Source organism: Bacillus sp. AFS001701, assembly GCF_002559405.1.
Lineage (GTDB): Bacteria > Bacillota > Bacilli > Bacillales > Bacillaceae_G > Gottfriedia.
Map to the genome: position 1 here is coordinate 38621 of NZ_NTZO01000107.1, position 18023 is coordinate 56643.

The 18023-nt window shown below is 37.0% G+C and carries 26 protein-coding genes; all 26 read left to right on the top strand.

What is annotated here, in order from left to right; translation table 11 throughout:
* The first annotated feature begins 30 nt into the window (after positions 1-30).
* Positions 31-342 (top strand): 50S ribosomal protein L24, encoded by a 312-nt coding sequence (gene rplX, locus CN514_RS09060; RefSeq protein ID WP_056467443.1) that lies wholly within the window; start codon positions 31-33, stop codon positions 340-342.
* Positions 343-370: 28 nt separating this feature from the next.
* The gene (gene rplE, locus CN514_RS09065; RefSeq protein WP_069033613.1) at positions 371-910 is read left to right on the top strand and encodes a 50S ribosomal protein L5; all 540 of its coding nucleotides are present in this window, start codon (positions 371-373) and stop codon (positions 908-910) included.
* A 34-nt stretch (positions 911-944) separates the two neighbouring features.
* A complete protein-coding gene (locus CN514_RS09070) occupies positions 945-1130 on the top strand; it encodes a type Z 30S ribosomal protein S14 (protein ID WP_056467450.1) in 186 nt (61 codons plus the stop codon).
* Positions 1131-1163: 33 nt separating this feature from the next.
* Positions 1164-1562, top strand: a complete 399-nt coding sequence (rpsH, locus tag CN514_RS09075) for a 30S ribosomal protein S8 (RefSeq protein ID WP_056467453.1) — start codon at positions 1164-1166, stop codon at positions 1560-1562.
* Positions 1563-1592: 30 nt separating this feature from the next.
* A complete protein-coding gene (gene rplF, locus CN514_RS09080) occupies positions 1593-2129 on the top strand; it encodes a 50S ribosomal protein L6 (protein ID WP_069033614.1) in 537 nt (178 codons plus the stop codon).
* A 33-nt stretch (positions 2130-2162) separates the two neighbouring features.
* Complete coding sequence (gene rplR / locus CN514_RS09085) at positions 2163-2525, top strand: 50S ribosomal protein L18 (RefSeq protein WP_069033615.1); 363 nt, start codon at positions 2163-2165, stop codon at positions 2523-2525.
* Positions 2526-2545: 20 nt separating this feature from the next.
* Positions 2546-3046 carry a 30S ribosomal protein S5 gene (rpsE, locus tag CN514_RS09090; RefSeq protein WP_056467462.1) on the top strand — a complete coding sequence of 167 codons (501 nt, stop codon included), beginning with the start codon at positions 2546-2548 and terminating at the stop codon, positions 3044-3046.
* A gap of 15 nt (positions 3047-3061) precedes the next feature.
* Positions 3062-3244 carry a 50S ribosomal protein L30 gene (gene rpmD / locus CN514_RS09095; protein WP_056467464.1) on the top strand — a complete coding sequence of 61 codons (183 nt, stop codon included), beginning with the start codon at positions 3062-3064 and terminating at the stop codon, positions 3242-3244.
* A gap of 30 nt (positions 3245-3274) precedes the next feature.
* Positions 3275-3715 (top strand): 50S ribosomal protein L15, encoded by a 441-nt coding sequence (rplO, locus tag CN514_RS09100; RefSeq protein ID WP_056467467.1) that lies wholly within the window; start codon positions 3275-3277, stop codon positions 3713-3715.
* Position 3716: 1 nt separating this feature from the next.
* Positions 3717-5021 carry a preprotein translocase subunit SecY gene (secY, locus tag CN514_RS09105; protein WP_098232300.1) on the top strand — a complete coding sequence of 435 codons (1305 nt, stop codon included), beginning with the start codon at positions 3717-3719 and terminating at the stop codon, positions 5019-5021.
* Between the two features lie 49 nt (positions 5022-5070).
* Positions 5071-5721, top strand: coding sequence for an adenylate kinase (locus CN514_RS09110; RefSeq protein WP_098232301.1), 651 nt, complete (start codon positions 5071-5073; stop codon positions 5719-5721).
* Positions 5722-5947: 226 nt separating this feature from the next.
* Positions 5948-6166, top strand: a complete 219-nt coding sequence (gene infA, locus CN514_RS09115; protein WP_056467475.1) for a translation initiation factor IF-1 — start codon at positions 5948-5950, stop codon at positions 6164-6166.
* 38 nt (positions 6167-6204) lie between these two features.
* Positions 6205-6318, top strand: coding sequence for a 50S ribosomal protein L36 (rpmJ, locus tag CN514_RS09120; RefSeq protein WP_000868344.1), 114 nt, complete (start codon positions 6205-6207; stop codon positions 6316-6318).
* A gap of 21 nt (positions 6319-6339) precedes the next feature.
* Positions 6340-6705 carry a 30S ribosomal protein S13 gene (rpsM, locus tag CN514_RS09125; RefSeq protein ID WP_098232302.1) on the top strand — a complete coding sequence of 122 codons (366 nt, stop codon included), beginning with the start codon at positions 6340-6342 and terminating at the stop codon, positions 6703-6705.
* A gap of 29 nt (positions 6706-6734) precedes the next feature.
* Positions 6735-7124 carry a 30S ribosomal protein S11 gene (rpsK, locus tag CN514_RS09130; protein WP_056467481.1) on the top strand — a complete coding sequence of 130 codons (390 nt, stop codon included), beginning with the start codon at positions 6735-6737 and terminating at the stop codon, positions 7122-7124.
* 166 nt (positions 7125-7290) lie between these two features.
* Positions 7291-8235 carry a DNA-directed RNA polymerase subunit alpha gene (locus CN514_RS09135; RefSeq protein WP_098232303.1) on the top strand — a complete coding sequence of 315 codons (945 nt, stop codon included), beginning with the start codon at positions 7291-7293 and terminating at the stop codon, positions 8233-8235.
* Positions 8236-8319: 84 nt separating this feature from the next.
* The gene (rplQ, locus tag CN514_RS09140; RefSeq protein ID WP_056467487.1) at positions 8320-8682 is read left to right on the top strand and encodes a 50S ribosomal protein L17; all 363 of its coding nucleotides are present in this window, start codon (positions 8320-8322) and stop codon (positions 8680-8682) included.
* 113 nt (positions 8683-8795) lie between these two features.
* Positions 8796-9638: an energy-coupling factor ABC transporter ATP-binding protein gene (locus tag CN514_RS09145; RefSeq protein WP_098232304.1), complete on the top strand. Its 843-nt coding sequence runs from the start codon at positions 8796-8798 to the stop codon at positions 9636-9638.
* Positions 9614-10480, top strand: a complete 867-nt coding sequence (locus tag CN514_RS09150) for an energy-coupling factor ABC transporter ATP-binding protein (RefSeq protein WP_098232305.1) — start codon at positions 9614-9616, stop codon at positions 10478-10480. Before CN514_RS09145 ends, CN514_RS09150 begins: the two co-directional genes overlap by 25 nt.
* Positions 10477-11271, top strand: coding sequence for a cobalt ECF transporter T component CbiQ (cbiQ, locus tag CN514_RS09155; protein ID WP_098232306.1), 795 nt, complete (start codon positions 10477-10479; stop codon positions 11269-11271). Before CN514_RS09150 ends, cbiQ begins: the two co-directional genes overlap by 4 nt.
* Positions 11272-11283: 12 nt before the next feature.
* A complete protein-coding gene (gene truA, locus CN514_RS09160) occupies positions 11284-12027 on the top strand; it encodes a tRNA pseudouridine(38-40) synthase TruA (protein ID WP_098232307.1) in 744 nt (247 codons plus the stop codon).
* A 157-nt stretch (positions 12028-12184) separates the two neighbouring features.
* Complete coding sequence (gene rplM, locus CN514_RS09165; RefSeq protein WP_098232308.1) at positions 12185-12622, top strand: 50S ribosomal protein L13; 438 nt, start codon at positions 12185-12187, stop codon at positions 12620-12622.
* A gap of 21 nt (positions 12623-12643) precedes the next feature.
* On the top strand, positions 12644-13036 hold the full coding sequence (gene rpsI / locus CN514_RS09170; protein WP_056467505.1) for a 30S ribosomal protein S9: 393 nt from the start codon (positions 12644-12646) through the stop codon (positions 13034-13036).
* A gap of 332 nt (positions 13037-13368) precedes the next feature.
* Positions 13369-14640 carry a cation:dicarboxylate symporter family transporter gene (locus tag CN514_RS09175; RefSeq protein ID WP_098232309.1) on the top strand — a complete coding sequence of 424 codons (1272 nt, stop codon included), beginning with the start codon at positions 13369-13371 and terminating at the stop codon, positions 14638-14640.
* Positions 14641-14658: 18 nt separating this feature from the next.
* A complete protein-coding gene (gene aspA / locus CN514_RS09180) occupies positions 14659-16095 on the top strand; it encodes an aspartate ammonia-lyase (RefSeq protein ID WP_098232310.1) in 1437 nt (478 codons plus the stop codon).
* Positions 16096-16321: 226 nt separating this feature from the next.
* Positions 16322-18016, top strand: a complete 1695-nt coding sequence (locus tag CN514_RS09185) for an NAD-dependent malic enzyme (RefSeq protein ID WP_141529339.1) — start codon at positions 16322-16324, stop codon at positions 18014-18016.
* Positions 18017-18023: the final 7 nt, after the last annotated feature.

Consider the following 18023-nt stretch of genomic DNA (forward strand, 5'->3'; position numbering starts at 1 on the left):
AAAGCCTTATTAAGGAGGTGCACGAAGAAGATGCATGTAAAAAAAGGTGATAAAGTTCAAGTTATCTCTGGTAAAGACAAAGGAAAACAAGGTGTTATCCTTGCTGCTTTTCCAAAGAATAACCGCGTACTAGTTGAAGGTGTTAACATCATTAAAAAACACTCAAAACCTACTCAAGCTAACCCACAAGGTGGCATCATCGAGAAAGAAGCACCAATCCATGTTTCTAATGTTATGGCATTAGATCCAAAAACTGGAGTACCTACACGCGTAGGTTACCAATTAGTGGATGGTAAAAAAGTACGTATTGCAAAAAAATCAGGCGAATTACTTGATAAATAATAGAAATTTATGAAAGGAGGTCAACTGAATGAACCGCCTAGTCGAGAAATATCAAAATGAAATCACTCCTGCTCTAGTGAGCAAGTTTAACTATAAATCAGTTATGCAAGTGCCAAAAATTGAAAAGATCGTCATCAACATGGGTGTTGGTGAGGCTGTTTCAAATTCAAAAGCATTAGATACTGCTGTTGAGGAATTAACTTTAATCGCAGGTCAAAAACCTGTTGTAACTAGAGCTAAAAAATCAATCGCACAATTCCGTCTTCGTGAAGGAATGCCTATCGGTGCTAAAGTTACATTACGCGGTGAGCGTATGTACGAATTCTTTGAGAAATTAGTTTCTGTAACATTACCTCGTGTACGTGACTTCCGTGGAATCTCTAAAAAAGCATTCGATGGCCGTGGAAACTACACTTTAGGTGTTAAAGAGCAATTAATCTTCCCAGAGATCGATTATGATAAAGTAAACAAAGTACGTGGTATGGACATCGTTATTGTAACTACTGCAAATACTGATGAAGAAGCTCGTGAAATGCTAACATTATTCGGAATGCCTTTTCAAAAATAATGAAAGCCAGCGCTAAAGAAGAGGAGGCGAAAACGTGGCTAAAAAATCAATGATTGCGAAACAAAAACGTGCTCAGAAATTTAAAGTACAAGAGTATACACGTTGCGAACGTTGCGGACGTCCACACTCAGTATTACGTAAATTTAAACTTTGCCGTATTTGTTTCCGTGAACTTGCTTATAAAGGACAAATCCCTGGCGTTAAAAAAGCTAGTTGGTAATTCTATAGATATTAGGAAGGAGGTTATCTGAACATGGTCATGACAGATCCTATTGCAGATATGCTTACTCGCATTCGTAATGCGAACATGGTACGTCACGAGAAATTAGAATTCCCAGGTTCTAACCTAAAGAAAGAAGTTGCTGAAATTCTAAAACGTGAAGGTTTCATCCGTGACGTTGAGTACATTGAAGATGATAAACAAGGTATCATCCGTATTTTCTTAAAATATGGTGTGAACAACGAACGTGTTATCACTGGATTAAAAAGAATCTCTAAGCCTGGCTTACGTGTATACGCGAAAGCTGACGAAGTACCTCGCGTACTTAACGGTTTAGGTGTTGCAATTGTTTCAACATCTAAAGGTGTAATGACAGATAAAGAAGCTCGTCAAGCAAAAACTGGTGGCGAAATCTTAGCATACGTTTGGTAATATAACACAGAGAGAATGGAGGTGTAGTGAATGTCTCGTGTTGGTAAAAAAGAACTTGTAATTCCTGCTGGAGTTACTCTTACTAATAACAACAATACTATTACAGTAAAAGGACCTAAAGGTGAGTTAACTCGTACTTTTAGCCCTGATATGACAATCGAAGTTAACGAGAACGTATTATCAGTTGCACGTCCAACTGATAACAAAGAGCACCGTGCTCTTCATGGTACAACTCGTGCTATCTTAGGTAACATGGTTGAAGGTGTAACAAATGGTTATACTCGTAACCTTGAATTAGTTGGGGTAGGTTACCGTGCAACTAAAACAGGTGACAAACTTGTTCTAGCTGTTGGTTATTCTCACCCAGTTGAAATCACTCCTGAAAATGGTGTTGAAATCGAAGTACCTTCAAATACTAAAATCAGTATTAAAGGTATCGACAAAGAACGTGTAGGCGCTCTTGCTGCTTACATCCGTCAAGTACGTCCACCAGAGCCTTACAAAGGTAAAGGTATTCGTTACGAAGGCGAAATGGTTCGTCGTAAAGAAGGTAAAACTGCGAAGTAATCTATAACTAGATAAGAGAAAGGAGTGACCAAGATGATCTTTAAGGCTGATAAAAATGCAGTACGTAAAAAAAGACATGCTCGTGTTCGTACTAAATTATCTGGTACTCAAGAACGTCCACGTTTAAACGTTTACCGTTCAAACAACCATATCTATGCTCAAATCATTGATGATGTTAATGGTGTAACATTAGCAAGTGCATCAACTTTAGATAAAGAATTAACTTTAAATGGTACTGGCAATATCGAAGCAGCAACATTAGTTGGTAGTTTAGTTGCAAAACGCGCTACTGAAAAAGGTGTTTCTGTAGTTGTATTCGACCGCGGTGGTTACTTATATCATGGTCGCGTAAAAGCTTTAGCTGAAGCTGCTCGTGAAGCTGGTTTACAATTTTAATAAAAGAAGGAGGGACATACATGCGTCGCATTGATCCTAATAAATTAGAGCTTGAAGAACGCTTAGTTACGATCAACCGTGTTGCTAAAGTTGTAAAAGGTGGTCGTCGTTTCCGCTTTGCAGCATTAGTAGTTGTTGGTGACAAAAACGGTCATGTAGGTTTTGGTACTGGTAAAGCTCAAGAAGTACCTGATGCTATTCGTAAAGCTGTTGAAGATGCTAAGAAAAACCTAATTAACGTACCAATCGTTGGAACTACAATTCCTCACGTAATTACTGGTCGTTTTGGAGCTGGTGAAGTATTCTTAAAACCTGCTTCTGAAGGTACTGGAGTTATCGCTGGAGGTCCTGTTCGTGCGGTATTAGAACTTGCTGGGGTACATGATATTTTATCTAAATCTCTTGGTTCTAACACACCAGTAAACATTGTACGTGCTACTATCGAAGGTTTAAGTAACTTAAAACGTGCGGATGAAGTTGCAAAACTACGTGGTAAATCTGTAGAAGAATTACTAGGTTAATAAGGAGGGATAACGATGGCTAAACAGTTAGAAATTACCCTTACTCGCAGTGTAATTGGTCGTAAACAAGATCAAATCGCAACAGTTCGTGCTTTAGGTATTACTAAAACAAACCAAACTGTTGTTAAACAAGATAACGCTGCAATGCGTGGGATGATTAACAAAGTTTCTCACCTTGTATCTGTAAAAGAAATTTAATTGAACATGAATAAGTAAGGAGGTGCCCTAATGAAACTTCATGAATTAAAACCTACAGAAGGTTCTCGTAAAGTATCTAAACGTATCGGTCGTGGTATTGGTTCAGGTACTGGTAAAACTGCAGGTAAAGGTCATAAAGGACAAAACGCTCGTTCAGGTGGCGGTGTTCGTCTTGGATTTGAAGGTGGTCAAACTCCTTTATTCCGTCGTTTACCAAAACGTGGTTTCACTAACATCAACCGTAAAGATTACGCAATCGTTAATGTTGAAACGTTAAATCGCTTCGAAAACGGAACTGAAGTAACTCCTGAGTTACTGATCGAAACTGGTATTGTTCGTAAAGAATTAGCTGGTATTAAAATTTTAGGTAAAGGTAAGTTAGAAGTTAAACTTACTGTTAAAGCTCACAAGTTCTCATCTTCTGCGGTAGAGGCAATCGAAGCAGCTGGTGGAAATGCTGAGGTGATCTAAAATGTTCCGGACAATCTCCAACTTTATGCGCATTGCAGATATTAGAAAAAAAATATTTTTTACGTTATTAATGTTAATTGTATTTCGTATTGGAACGTTTATACCTGTTCCAAACGTCAACGCCGATGTATTAGCATCTCAAGATAGCTCAAGCATCTTTGGGGTTCTAAACACATTCGGTGGAGGAGCTCTTAAACAGTTCTCGATTTTTGCAATGGGTATAATGCCTTACATTACTGCTTCAATCATTATTCAGTTACTTCAAATGGACGTTGTTCCGAAGTTAACTGAATGGTCGAAGCAAGGTGAGATTGGTCGACGTAAATTGACTCAACTGACTAGATACATCACAATTATTCTTGGTTTTGTAGAAGCAATTGGATTATCAATCAGTATGAACAATATTACTGGCGGAATGTTAATTGAAAATCCAGGTTGGTCAACCTATCTTTATATAGCAATTGTACTAACAGCTGGAACATCTTTCTTATTGTGGTTAGGTGAGCAGATTACTGCTAAAGGTGTAGGGAACGGTATATCAGTTATCATCTTTGGCGGTATTGTTGCTGCTATACCTAATACAATGAGTCAAGTCTATCAGCAACAATTTAAAGGTGCTGGTGACGCGCTATTCTTAAACATCGTGAAAGTTGGCCTAGTGGTTTTAGTTTTACTATTAGTAATCGTAGCTGTAATTTACATTCAACAAGCTAATCGTAAAATTCCAATTCAATATGCTAAGCGTAACAATGGTAATAATAGTTATGTCGGAGGACAATCTACTCACTTGCCATTAAAAGTAAATGGCGCTGGGGTTATTCCGGTAATCTTCGCTGTTTCATTTTTAATAACTCCATCAACAATTGCATCGTTCTTACCAAGTAACAATGTGACTGATTGGATTAAAACGCACTTTACGTATAACAATCCATGGGGTATGGCATTTTATTTAATCTTGATCGTTGCTTTCACATATTTTTATACTTTTGTTCAGGCAAACCCAGAGCAAATGGCTGAAAATCTTCAGAAGCAAGGTGGCTACATCCCGGGTATTCGCCCAGGTAAGAGCACTCAAGAATATATCATTAAAGTCTTATATCGTTTAACTTTCGTAGGAGCAATTTTCTTAGCTGTCATCGCTTTATTACCAATTGTATTTGGTAAAATTGCGAACTTACCACCTTCAGCTCAAATTGGAGGAACAAGTTTACTAATCGTAGTCGGAGTTGCGCTTGAAACAATGAAACAATTAGAAAGTCAGCTTGTTAAGAGAAACTACAAAGGCTTTATTAAAGAACGAGCATAGGGAAATGCATAATTCCCTATTGCTCACCTAATTTTGAGGAGGATTAACCATGAATTTAATTCTTATGGGGCTTCCTGGTGCAGGCAAAGGCACACAAGCTGAGAAAATTGTCGAAAAATACGGCATTCCTCATATATCTACTGGTGATATGTTCCGTGCAGCGATTAAAGACGGCACTGAACTAGGTCTTCAAGCAAAATCGTTTATGGATCAAGGTCATCTTGTTCCCGATGAGGTAACAATTGGTATTGTACGTGAACGATTAGCTAAAGATGATTGCCAAAATGGTTTTTTACTGGATGGTTTTCCTAGAACAGTTGCGCAGGCTGAAGCACTAGAAGAGACTCTGAAAGTAATGAATCGTAAAATTGACTTCGTGTTAAACATTCATGTAGACCAACAACTTTTAATTGAACGTTTAACAGGTCGTCGTATTTGCAAAGAGTGTGGAGCAACTTATCATTTAATTTTCAATCCACCTGTTGAAGAGGGTGTTTGCCCTAAATGTGGCGGAGAACTTTATCAACGTGCGGATGATAATGAAGAAACAGTTGCAAATCGCCTTGAAGTAAATATCAAACAAACTCAGCCTTTACTTGATTTCTACAATAATCTTGGTTATGTAAAAACAATTGAAGGTGAACAAGAGATTACTAAAGTCTTCAACGACATTGATAATCTTTTAAAAGAGTTAGTTTAATAATTGAACGATAAGATCGTCGTTCCTTGTGTATGACGTATTGTTGTTTCGTCAAAACTGATACAGTTATAAAAGCTTAAACATAGCTTTGCTTGGAACGATTGATATAATATAGGTCTTTAGTAGGCCAAAAATCTCCAACATATCAGAGCACTTTGGCTTAATGTTCCTAAGCGTATGTTTGCCTACAAGCAAGCTACTGATTTGAAGAAAGGAGAATGCCCTAATGGCGAAAGATGATGTAATTGAAATTGAAGGTACCGTTACGGAAACACTTCCGAATGCGATGTTCAAGGTTGAATTGGAAAATGGTCATGTCGTTCTTGCACACGTTTCTGGTAAAATTCGTATGAACTTCATTCGTATTCTTCCAGGTGACAAAGTTACTGTAGAACTATCTCCATATGATTTAACTCGTGGCCGTATTACGTACCGTTTTAAATAATAAATATGCACTCCGTAATCTACAAGGAGGTTGAAATCATGAAAGTGAGACCATCAGTAAAACCAATCTGTGAAAAATGTAAAGTTATCCGCAGACGTGGTAAAGTAATGGTAATTTGTGAAAATCCAAAACATAAACAAAAACAAGGTTAATAAAAAAGGAGGTGCACTAGAATGGCTCGTATTGCTGGTGTAGATATTCCTCGCGACAAACGCGTGGTTGTTTCTTTAACTTATGTATACGGAATCGGTCGTGCAACTTCTGAAAAAATCTTAGCTGATGCTGGTATTTCAGAAGACACTCGTGTACGTGATTTAACAGAAGAAGAATTAGGTAAAATTCGTGAATTAATCGACAAGTTGAAAGTTGAAGGGGATCTTCGTCGTGAAGTTTCTTTAAACATTAAACGTCTAATCGAAATCGGTTCATATCGTGGTATTCGCCACCGTCGTAGCTTACCTGTTCGTGGTCAAAACACTAAAAACAATGCTCGTACTCGTAAAGGCCCACGCCGCACAGTAGCGAACAAGAAGAAATAATATTTTTTAAGTAAAGGAGGGTATTCAACATGGCACGTAAAACAAATGTACGTAAACGTCGTGTGAAAAAGAATATTGAAGCTGGTACAGCTCATATTCGTTCAACTTTCAATAACACAATCGTAACAATCACTGATGTTCATGGTAACGCAATTTCTTGGTCAAGCGCTGGATCATTAGGTTTCAAAGGATCTCGTAAATCTACTCCATTCGCTGCACAAATGGCTGCTGAAACTGCTGCTAAAGCTTCTATGGAACACGGTTTAAAAACTCTTGACGTAACTGTTAAAGGTCCGGGTGCTGGTCGTGAGGCTGCTATCCGTGCTCTTCAAGCTGCTGGTCTTGAAGTAACTGCTATCAGAGACGTTACTCCAGTTCCACATAACGGATGCCGTCCACCAAAACGTCGTCGTGTATAATTTGTCTGTATAAATTTTCAAAAATTGTCTATAATGGATTATGATATATGTTTGGCAAATATTAACAGACATCTCTTGTTGTGCACAATTAGGAACTGCCTAATAGGGACTTTCGGTTAGCATGGTCTAACCGAGGGTTTCGACGTTTTGAAGGAGGGTTTAAAAAATGATTGAAATCGAAAAGCCGAAAATCGAAACGGTTGAGATCAGTGACGATTCCAAATACGGTAAATTCGTTATTGAACCACTTGAGCGTGGATATGGTACAACGCTAGGTAACTCCTTACGTCGTATCCTTTTATCCTCACTTCCTGGTGCCGCTGTTACTGCTATTCAAATTGATGGCGTGTTACATGAGTTCTCTACAGTTGAAGGTGTTGTAGAAGACGTTACAACAATGATCCTTAATGTTAAAAAACTTGCTCTGAAAATTTATTCAGACGAAGAAAAAACATTAGAAATTGATGTACGCGGTGAAGGGCCAATTACTGCAGCCGATATTACGCATGATAGCGATGTTGAAGTTCTAAATCCAGATCTTCATATTGCAACTCTTGCTAAAGATGCTCATTTACGTATGCGTCTAACTGCTAGACGTGGACGTGGATACATCCCTGCAGATGGTAACAAAAGAGAGGATCAAGCAATAGGTGTTATTCCTATCGACTCGATTTACACTCCAGTGTCTCGTGTCACATACCAAGTTGAAAATACACGTGTGGGACAGGTTTCAAATTTCGATAAGTTAACACTTGATGTTTGGACTGACGGAAGTATTGGACCAAAGGATGCTATCGCACTTGGTTCAAAAATTCTTACTGAACACTTAAACATTTTTGTAGGTTTAACTGACGAAGCTAAAAATGCAGAAATCATGGTCGAAAAAGAAGAAGATCAAAAAGATAAAGTCCTTGAAATGACGATTGAAGAACTTGATCTTTCTGTTCGTTCATATAACTGCTTAAAGCGAGCTGGTATTAATACTGTACAAGAGCTTGCGAATAAGACAGAAGAAGACATGATGAAAGTACGTAACTTAGGTCGTAAGTCTTTAGAAGAAGTAAAACATAAGTTAGAAGAGTTAGGTCTTGGCCTACGTAAAGAAGACTGATTGTAGCTTCGATAAAGGGAGAGGCGTTCTCTTCATGTCTATATGACCCAATTTTGATACTACTTACAAAGGAGGGAACTAGAAATGGGATACAGAAAATTAGGACGTACTAGCTCACAACGTAAAGCTATGTTACGTGACTTAGCTACTGATTTAATTATCAACGAACGTATTCAAACAACTGAGACTCGTGCGAAGGAGTTACGTTCAGTTGTTGAAAAAATGATTACTTTAGGTAAACGTGGAGACTTACACGCTCGTCGTCTAGCTGCTGCTTACATCCGTAATGAAGTTGCTAACGCTGAAAACGGTCAAGACGCTTTACAAAAATTATTTGCTGACATCGCTCCTCGTTACACTGAGCGCCAAGGTGGATACACTCGTATCGCAAAAATTGGTCCTCGTCGTGGAGACGCTGCACCAATGGTTGTTATCGAATTAGTTTAATATTCGAATACAAAAGGGCTCGACGTTTCTTGTAAACATGTCGTTGCCCTTTTTTTCTGTTTACTTTTAGACTATTATATATCTATAAACAATGAGAAATTATAGGTGAACAAATGAGAAAAGATAGTATTAAAGTAGATAACATCTCTTTTAAATATCCACAGGCACAATCAAATGCAGTTCATTCTGTATCATTTAATATAAAAGAAAATGAATGGATCGCTATTGTAGGTCGAAACGGATCTGGAAAGTCAACATTAGCTAAACTTTTAAATGGACTAATATTACCCGAAGAGGGCCAAATTGTGATTGATGAAGAAATTAGCTTATCAGAAAAAACAATTTGGGACGTCCGAAAGAAAATAGCGATGGTATTTCAAAATCCTGATAATCAGTTTGTAGGTACGACAGTAATAGACGATATTGCATTTGGATTAGAAAACCATGGAATTGAGAAAAAAGAAATGGATCGTCGAATTGAAGAAGTTTTAAACATCGTCAATATGAACGAATTTGTACTCCATGAGCCACACTCTCTTTCTGGTGGCCAAAAACAAAGAGTAGCAATAGCAGGAGCATTAGCAATTCAACCAAGTATATTAATATTAGATGAAGCTACCTCGATGTTAGATCCTTTCGGTAGAAAAGAAGTAATCGAGACAATTCGTAGTTTACATAAAGACATTAATATGACTGTTATTTCAATTACGCATGATATAGAAGAAGCAATACATGCAGACCGTATTTTAATTATGCATGATGGTCATTTAGTTCAAAGCGTAACGCCAGAAGAGCTTTTAAAAACAGAGTTTTCTTTAGAGTCGCTTGGATTAGCATCTCCTTTTACAAATAACCTTTCTAGTTTATTAATCGAAAAAGGTTTACCTTTGAGACAAGACCATCTAGAGCAAGAAAGCTTGGTGAGCGAATTATGCAAATTACTTTTGAAAAAGTAGGCTATACTTATCAGCCGAAGACACCTTTCGAGCATCGTGCTCTTTATGATATTGATGTTACGATACCAGATGGGTCATATTATGCTGTAATTGGTCACACAGGCTCAGGTAAATCTACTTTTCTGCAACATTTAAATGGCCTCTTACAACCAACGGAGGGCATCGCCAAAATAGACGATATTACTCTTTTATCAGATAAGAAAAATAAGAATTTAAAATCATTAAGAAAAAAAGTAGGCTTAGTTTTTCAGTTTCCTGAGCAGCAATTATTTGAAGAAACTATAGAGAAAGATATTTGCTTTGGTCCAATGAATTTTGGTGTATCTGAAGATGAAGCAAAAAAAAGAGCTAAAGATCTAATTGAAAAAGTAGGCTTAAGTGAAGAATATTTAATGAAGTCACCATTTGAATTAAGTGGTGGTCAAATGAGAAGGGTTGCTATTGCAGGTGTTTTAGCAATGGAGCCAGAAGTTTTAGTTTTGGATGAACCAACGGCTGGTCTTGATCCTAGTGGTCAAAAGGCGTTAATGGATATGTTTTATGAATTGCATAAAGAAAAGGGCCTGACGATCATTTTGGTGACGCATAGCATGGAAGATGCAGCGAGATATGCTGATACGATCCATGTGCTTCAAAAAGGGACTACGTATTTAAAGGGAAGCCCTTTAGAAGTGTTCTCATATGAAAAGGAACTAGAGGAAATTGGATTACAAATTCCACTTTCTTTAAAATTCCACCAAGAACTAAATCAAAAGTTAGGCATTAAAGAAAAAGCTACAAGTTTAACAATCGAACAACTCGCTAATTATATAGCGAATCTTTATAATGGGGAAACAAAATGAATAGTCTAATTATCGGAAAATATATTCCAATCGATTCTCTTATTCATCGTCTAGATGCTAGAGCAAAACTTCTTACAATGTTCATTTTTATTTGTATCGTTTTCTTAGCAAATAATTTTATAACATACGGTATTTTATTTTTATTTTCAATTGTAACAGTATTGCTATCAAGAGTACCTCTAAATTATTATTTAAAAGGATTGAGAGCAATCTGGTTGTTAGCAGTGTTTACGTTTTTATTGCATGTTTTTACAAATAAAGAGGGACCACTAATTTATCATTTTGGATGGGTCGAAATTCATAAAGAAGGAATTATTCAAGGTATTTATATATCTTTGAGATTTTTTCTTTTAGTTTCCATTACTACCTTACTGACATTAACAACAAATCCAATCGAAATTACCGATGGACTTGAGTCATTATTTAACCCATTTAAAAGGTTTGGTCTACCAGTGCATGAAATGGCTTTAATGATGTCAATTTCACTACGATTTATTCCAACGCTTATGGAAGAGACTGAAAAGATTATGAAGGCACAATCGTCTCGAGGAGTGGATTTCTCTTCAGGACCTATAAAAGACAGGTTAAAAGCATTAGTTTCTTTACTTGTTCCATTATTTATTCATTCATTTAAACGAGCTGAAGACTTAGCAGTTGCAATGGAAGCTAGAGGTTACCAAGGCGGAGATGGAAGATCAAAGTTTCGTATTATGAAGTGGCATTTACGGGATACAGCATGTTTTGTTGTCTTACTGATTTTGTTTTTACTATTATTGTTTTTACGTAAGTAATGGAGATAAGTTATGAATCGAATTAAATGTATAATTTCATATGATGGCACACTATTTAATGGATACCAAGTACAACCTAATCAGAGAACAGTCCAAACAGATTTTGAGAAGGTTCTAACAAAAATGCACAAAGGTAATCCAATAAGAATCCATGCATCTGGTAGGACAGATACAGGGGTACACGCAGTAGGACAAGTAATTCATTTTGATAGTGAATATGCCCTTCAACCAGAGCAATGGAAGAGAGCATTAAATGCACAATTGCCTAAAGATATTAATGTGAGATATGTAGAGATTGTCGATGATAATTTTCATTCTAGATTTGATGTCGTTCGGAAAGAATACCGTTATTTTATTTGGAATGAAAAAGACGAAAATGTTTTTTCTAGAAACCATCATTATTTTTTTCCTTTTGATCTAAATATTGCTAAAATGCAAGAAGCATTAGATTGCTTACTAGGTACACATGATTTTAGTTCCTTTTGTGCATCAAATACGGATATTAAGGATAAAGTACGAACGATTTATAAAGGAAGTATTAATAAAACAGATCAGGGTATTGTCATCGCTCTTGAAGGAAATGGTTTTCTTTATAATATGGTAAGAATAATTGTTGGAACATTAATTGAAGTAGGGCAAGGAAAGCGTGATGTAAAAAGTGTTAAAAACGCATTATTAGCACGTGATCGAGCCAAGGCTGGCAAGACTTCACCACCTAATGGGCTGTTTTTATGGAAAGTTGATTATAACAACTAATCCTGGTGTAACATTTGCTTGACATTAGAAGGTATAAAGTTTAATATTAAATACGGTATTGTTTTAAGAACCACGATTAGCCCCGGAACCAGTCGTGTTAAAGATAAACAATAAAAACAATTTTACTTTATGTATATTGTATTAGGAGGAAAATAGAATGCGCACAACTTATATGGCAAAAGCTAGCGAAGTTGAACGTAAGTGGTTCGTTGTAGACGCTGAAGGAAAAACTTTAGGTCGTCTTGCAACTGAAGTAGCTACTTTACTTCGCGGTAAGCACAAACCAACTTTCACACCACACGTTGATACAGGTGATAACGTAATCATCATCAATGCTGAGAAAGTTCATTTAACAGGAAACAAATTAAACGATAAAATTTACTACCGTCATACAATGTATGCTGGTGGTTTAAAAGAGCGTACAGCTTTAGAAATGCGTACTAACTACCCAGTTAAAATGCTTGAGTTAGCTGTTAAAGGTATGCTTCCAAAAGGACGTCTTGGACGTGCTCAATTTAAAAAGTTACACGTGTATGCTGGTAACGAGCATCCACACCAAGCACAAAAACCAGAAGTTTTCGAACTTCGCGGATAATTATAAAAGGAGGGCATTCACATGGCACAAGTACAATACTATGGCACAGGACGTCGTAAAAGCTCAGTAGCTCGTGTACGTTTAGTTCCTGGCGAAGGACGCGTTATCATTAACGGTCGTGATTTTGAAGATTACATCCCATTCGCTGCATTAAGAGAAGTTGTTAAACAACCACTTGTTGCAACTGAAACATTAGGTAGCTATGATATTTTAGTAAACGTTAACGGTGGTGGATACACTGGTCAAGCTGGTGCAATTCGTCACGGTATCTCAAGAGCATTATTACAAGTTGATCCTGAATACCGCGGAACTTTAAAACGCGCTGGATTATTAACTCGTGATGCACGTATGAAAGAGCGTAAAAAATACGGTCTTAAAGGTGCACGTAGAGCTCCTCAGTTCTCAAAACGTTAATTTTTATTTATACGTTCAAAACTCCTCTCCACTTTGTGGACAGGAGTTTTTTATTTTTGTAGGTTTATTTCATCATGTATAAATTCTGCTATTTTCAATTCTTCCCCTTACTATACTTCTATTTCCCTATCTTTCCTTTGATTATGGACAGATTTTTTACTTTTTCTTTTGATTTATTCCTTGTTCAATCCGTTCGACCATTTAAGTTTTTGAAACTTTTTATAATTATTTTAAAAGTGTTTGTAGGTTTTTGTATTGTTTTGTAGGTTTGCATATAGAATTAGTTAAGTATTTCATTTATATATTTGAAAGCGTTAACAAGGGGGATTTATATGAAGAAATTTGGATTAGCTACGCAAATCTTTGTTGCTCTTATATTAGGTATTGTTGTAGGGGCTTTAGTATACGGAAATGAAAAAGCAATATCTTATATTCAACCGATTGGTGATATCTTTATTCATTTAATTAAAATGATCGTTATGCCAATTGTAATTTCAGCTCTTGTAGTAGCTGTAGCAGGTGTAGGGGATATAAAGAAGCTAGGAAAACTTGGAGGAAAAACACTTCTTTATTTTGAAATCATTACGACGATTGCGCTTGGAATTGGAATGCTTGCAGCGAATTTATTCCACCCAGGTAAAGGCGTAGATATGACTCATCTACAAAAAGGTGATATTTCAGCATATGAACAAACAGCAACTGCAACACAACAAAGTGGTTTTGCAGAGACAATTGTTCATATTTTCCCGAAAAATGTGTTTGAATCAATGGCACAAGGTGATTTATTGCCGATTATTTTCTTCTCTGTTCTATTTGGTTTAGGAGTAGCAGCAATAGGGGATAAAGGAAAGCCTGTTCTTGGATTTTTTGAAGGCGTATTAGAAGCGATGTTTTGGGTTACAAATCAAGTTATGAAAACCGCTCCGTTTGGGGTATTCGCGTTAATTGCTGTAACGGTTGCGAAGTTTGGTGTAAGTACTTTATTACCACTTGGTAAACTTGTTTTAGCTGTTTATATAACTGTGGCATTTTTTGCTATTGTTATTTTAGGTATTAATGCTAAAATGACAGGGACGAATATTTTTACACTTATGAAGATTTTAAAGGAAGAGCTGATTCTTTCTTTTACAACAGCAAGTTCGGAAGCAGTACTTCCAAACATTATGAAAAAAATGGAAGACATGGGTTGTCCAAAAGCAATAGTATCTTTTGTTATACCGACAGGGTACTCGTTTAATTTAACGGGTTCAGCGATTTACCAAGCACTTGCTGCATTATTTGTTGCTCAGATGTACAATATTCACATGTCATTTATGGAGCAGGTAACATTATTATTTGTACTAATGCTTACGTCAAAAGGTATGGCTGGTGTCCCTGGTGCATCGTTCGTAGTAGTACTGGCTACACTAGGTTCAATGGGATTACCTTTAGAAGGAATCGCATTAATTGCAGGTATTGATCGTATTTTAGATATGGTTCGTTCTGCAGTAAATGTATTAGGAAACTCGTTAGCAGCCATTACAATGGCGAAATGGGAAGGCGAATACGATAAAGATAAAGCGCAACAATATATTGATTCGATTAAGGAGTCAAAAGTTGCGTAAAGATGGGAGAAAAAACAAATGGCGGCTACTGAAATTAAACCAAACATACGCATTGAAAAAGATTTTTTAGGGGAAAAAGAAATTCCAGCAGATGCCTACTATGGTGTACAAACATTACGTGCAGTTGAGAATTTTCCTATTACTGGTTATAAAATTCACGAAGAGCTGATTAAAGCTTTAGCAATTGTAAAGAAAGCAGCAGCACTTGCTAACGTAGAAACAAAACGCCTTTATGAGGGAAATGGTAAAGCGATTGCAGAGGCAGCTCAAGAAATTATTGAGGGCAAATGGCATGATCAGTTCATTGTTGATCCAATTCAAGGTGGAGCAGGGACATCAATGAATATGAATGCAAATGAAGTGATTGCAAATCGTGCGCTTGAAATACTAGGTAAAGAAAAAGGAGACTATTTCTGTATTAGTCCAAATACCCATGTAAATATGTCGCAATCTACAAATGATGCATTCCCAACTGCAATTCATATCGCGACTTTAAATATGTTAGAGAAATTATTAAACACAATGAATTATATGCGTGATGTATTTGACTTAAAGGCAAAAGAATTTGACCATGTCATTAAAATGGGCCGTACTCACTTACAAGATGCAGTACCTATTCGTTTAGGACAAGAATTCGAAGCATATTCTCGAGTACTTGGTCGTGATATAAAACGTATCGAACAATCTCGTCAGCACTTATATGAAGTAAATATGGGGGCTACAGCGGTTGGAACAGGTTTAAATGCAGATCCACGCTATATTGAACTAGTTGTTAAGCAACTTGCTGAAATAAGCGGCTTATCACTTGTTGGAGCTGAGCATCTTGTTGATGCTACTCAAAACACTGATGCTTACACAGAAGTATCGGCTGCTCTAAAAGTATGTATGATGAATATGTCTAAAATTGCGAATGATTTACGTTTAATGGCTTCTGGCCCACGTGCAGGTCTTGGTGAAATTTCATTGCCAGCACGTCAACCTGGTTCATCTATTATGCCAGGTAAAGTAAATCCTGTAATGGCAGAAGTTATTAACCAAGTTGCATTCCAAGTAATCGGTAATGATCATACAATCTGTTTAGCGTCTGAAGCAGGACAATTAGAATTAAACGTTATGGAGCCTGTTTTAGTATTTAATTTACTTCAATCAATTAACATTATGAATAATGCATTCCGTGTATTTACAGATAATTGTTTAAAAGGAATTGAAGCTAATGAAGACAGAATGAAAGAATATGTAGAAAAGAGCGTTGGTCTAATCACAGCGGTTAATCCACATATCGGTTATGAAGTTGCTGCGAGAATAGCGAGAGAAGCTATTTTAACAGGAAAGCCAATTCGTGAACTTTGCTTAAAATATGATGTATTATCAGAAGAAGAGCTTGATTTAATTTTAGATCCATTTGAAATGACTCACCCTGGTATTGCTGGTGCAGTTCTTTTAGAACGTCAATAAAACAGTCAGTCTGCTGATAAACGCTCACTATCTATTTGCTTAGCCTGTTTGCGGTGCTTATACCGCCATGTATGTAAATCGAGCACCGCTTCTGGCCTTGCGGATTGAAAGATAATTCGTTTTCAATCAGTCTGACAATTAATAATTACAAAGTAAGGGCGAAAAGCCCTTTTTTGCTTAACTAAAAAAGATAAAAATAAAAAAGATAGAAAAGGGATGGGATTATATGCATAAATTCAAGGTAGGTTCGAATGGAGAAGTGGAGACTACCTTGCGTGGTGCCGAATTATTAGGTGTACCAATGCTTAATAAAGGAGTTGCATTTACTCAAGAGGAACGAAAAGAATTAGGTTTAACAGGATTATTACCGCCAGCTGTACTGACGCTGGAGGAGCAAGCTAAACGAGCTTACGCGCAATTCTCGTCACAACCTACAGATTTGCATAAAAATGTTGCATTATCAGCTTTACATGATCGTAATGAAACATTATTTTATCGAGTACTAACTGATCACTTACCTGAAATGCTTCCGGTTGTTTATACACCAACCGTTGGGTTAGCAATTCAACGTTATAGTAATGAATATAGAAGACCTCGTGGTTTGTACCTTTCAATTAATGAAGAAGATGGTATTGCGGAAGCATTTGATAATTATGGGGCAAATGCAGATGAAATTGATTTAATCGTTATTACTGACGGTGAAGGAATATTAGGAATTGGTGACTGGGGAGTTGGAGGTATTAATATCGCAATTGGTAAATTAGCGGTATATACAGCTGCAGCAGGTATTGATCCAGCAAGAGTATTGCCAGTCGTTTTAGATGTTGGTACTGATCGTGAAGAGCTACTAGATAATCCATTTTATGTTGGAAACCGTCATCCTCGCGTTCGCGATAGCCGATATGATGCGTTCATTGATAAGTTTGTAACGACTGCTGTAGAAAAATTCCCAAATGCATTACTTCATTGGGAAGATTTTAGTTCTAAAAATGCACGAAACATTTTAGATAAATATCGTCACCAAGTTTGTACTTTCAATGATGATATTCAAGGCACAGGAGCTGTATCACTTGCAGCTGTATTAGCAGCAGTGAATGCATCTGGTATTCCATTAAGTGAACATCGTGTAGTTGTACTCGGTGCAGGAGCGGCTGGTATTGGAATCGCAGATCAAGTACGTGATGCAATGGTACGTGAAGGCCTTTCATTCGAATTAGCAAACCGCAGATTCTGGTGTATTGACCGAAATGGATTGCTTGCAGAGGATATGCAAGGGTTGTTCGACTTCCAACAACCGTATGCACGCCCAATCGAGGAAAATAACTCAGGTGTAAGCCTAGCAGAAGTTGTAAGCCAAGTTCATCCTACGATTTTAATTGGTACTTCAACGGTTGCCGGTGCTTTCACAGAAGAGATTGTAAAAGATATGGCAGCACATGTTGAAAGACCTGTAATTTTACCGATGTCCAATCCTACACCACTTGCAGAAGCAAAACCTTCTGATTTAATTAAGTGGACTGAAGGAAGAGCATTGGTAGCAACAGGAAGTCCTTTTGCTCCAGTAACATATAACAAAACGGTTTATGTAATTGGTCAATCAAATAACGCGCTTATTTTCCCAGGCTTAGGACTTGGAACAAATGTTTCACGCGCTAGTATTATTACGGATGGAATGTTTGCAGCGGCTGCAGAAGCTGTAGCGGAAATGATCGATGTAAGTAAATTAGGTGCACCTTTACTTCCTCAAATCGAGAATCTACGTACTATTTCTGAAGTAGTTGCGATTGAAGTAGCAAAAGCAGCAGTTGCTGATGGAGTAGCACGAGTTGTACACGACGATATTGAGCAAGCAGTACGAAACGCAATGTGGGAGCCTGCATATCGTCCGATTAAAGCTACAAAAGAATTGGTCACTATATAAAAACAAA

Bases quoted from the DNA above. Each gene is read 5' to 3' on its own strand.
- rplX (WP_056467443.1), top strand. From the start codon at position 31: ATGCATGTAAAAAAAGGTGATAAAGTTCAAGTTATCTCTGGTAAAGAC.
- rplE (WP_069033613.1), top strand. From the start codon at position 371: ATGAACCGCCTAGTCGAGAAATATCAAAATGAAATCACTCCTGCTCTA.
- rpsH (WP_056467453.1), top strand. From the start codon at position 1,164: ATGGTCATGACAGATCCTATTGCAGATATGCTTACTCGCATTCGTAAT.
- rplF (WP_069033614.1), top strand. From the start codon at position 1,593: ATGTCTCGTGTTGGTAAAAAAGAACTTGTAATTCCTGCTGGAGTTACT.
- rplR (WP_069033615.1), top strand. From the start codon at position 2,163: ATGATCTTTAAGGCTGATAAAAATGCAGTACGTAAAAAAAGACATGCT.
- rpsE (WP_056467462.1), top strand. From the start codon at position 2,546: ATGCGTCGCATTGATCCTAATAAATTAGAGCTTGAAGAACGCTTAGTT.
- rpmD (WP_056467464.1), top strand. From the start codon at position 3,062: ATGGCTAAACAGTTAGAAATTACCCTTACTCGCAGTGTAATTGGTCGT.
- rplO (WP_056467467.1), top strand. From the start codon at position 3,275: ATGAAACTTCATGAATTAAAACCTACAGAAGGTTCTCGTAAAGTATCT.
- secY (WP_098232300.1), top strand. From the start codon at position 3,717: ATGTTCCGGACAATCTCCAACTTTATGCGCATTGCAGATATTAGAAAA.
- CN514_RS09110 (WP_098232301.1), top strand. From the start codon at position 5,071: ATGAATTTAATTCTTATGGGGCTTCCTGGTGCAGGCAAAGGCACACAA.
- infA (WP_056467475.1), top strand. From the start codon at position 5,948: ATGGCGAAAGATGATGTAATTGAAATTGAAGGTACCGTTACGGAAACA.
- rpmJ (WP_000868344.1), top strand. From the start codon at position 6,205: ATGAAAGTGAGACCATCAGTAAAACCAATCTGTGAAAAATGTAAAGTT.
- rpsM (WP_098232302.1), top strand. From the start codon at position 6,340: ATGGCTCGTATTGCTGGTGTAGATATTCCTCGCGACAAACGCGTGGTT.
- rpsK (WP_056467481.1), top strand. From the start codon at position 6,735: ATGGCACGTAAAACAAATGTACGTAAACGTCGTGTGAAAAAGAATATT.
- CN514_RS09135 (WP_098232303.1), top strand. From the start codon at position 7,291: ATGATTGAAATCGAAAAGCCGAAAATCGAAACGGTTGAGATCAGTGAC.
- rplQ (WP_056467487.1), top strand. From the start codon at position 8,320: ATGGGATACAGAAAATTAGGACGTACTAGCTCACAACGTAAAGCTATG.
- CN514_RS09145 (WP_098232304.1), top strand. From the start codon at position 8,796: ATGAGAAAAGATAGTATTAAAGTAGATAACATCTCTTTTAAATATCCA.
- CN514_RS09150 (WP_098232305.1), top strand. From the start codon at position 9,614: ATGCAAATTACTTTTGAAAAAGTAGGCTATACTTATCAGCCGAAGACA.
- cbiQ (WP_098232306.1), top strand. From the start codon at position 10,477: ATGAATAGTCTAATTATCGGAAAATATATTCCAATCGATTCTCTTATT.
- truA (WP_098232307.1), top strand. From the start codon at position 11,284: ATGAATCGAATTAAATGTATAATTTCATATGATGGCACACTATTTAAT.
- rplM (WP_098232308.1), top strand. From the start codon at position 12,185: ATGCGCACAACTTATATGGCAAAAGCTAGCGAAGTTGAACGTAAGTGG.
- rpsI (WP_056467505.1), top strand. From the start codon at position 12,644: ATGGCACAAGTACAATACTATGGCACAGGACGTCGTAAAAGCTCAGTA.
- CN514_RS09175 (WP_098232309.1), top strand. From the start codon at position 13,369: ATGAAGAAATTTGGATTAGCTACGCAAATCTTTGTTGCTCTTATATTA.
- aspA (WP_098232310.1), top strand. From the start codon at position 14,659: ATGGCGGCTACTGAAATTAAACCAAACATACGCATTGAAAAAGATTTT.
- CN514_RS09185 (WP_141529339.1), top strand. From the start codon at position 16,322: ATGCATAAATTCAAGGTAGGTTCGAATGGAGAAGTGGAGACTACCTTG.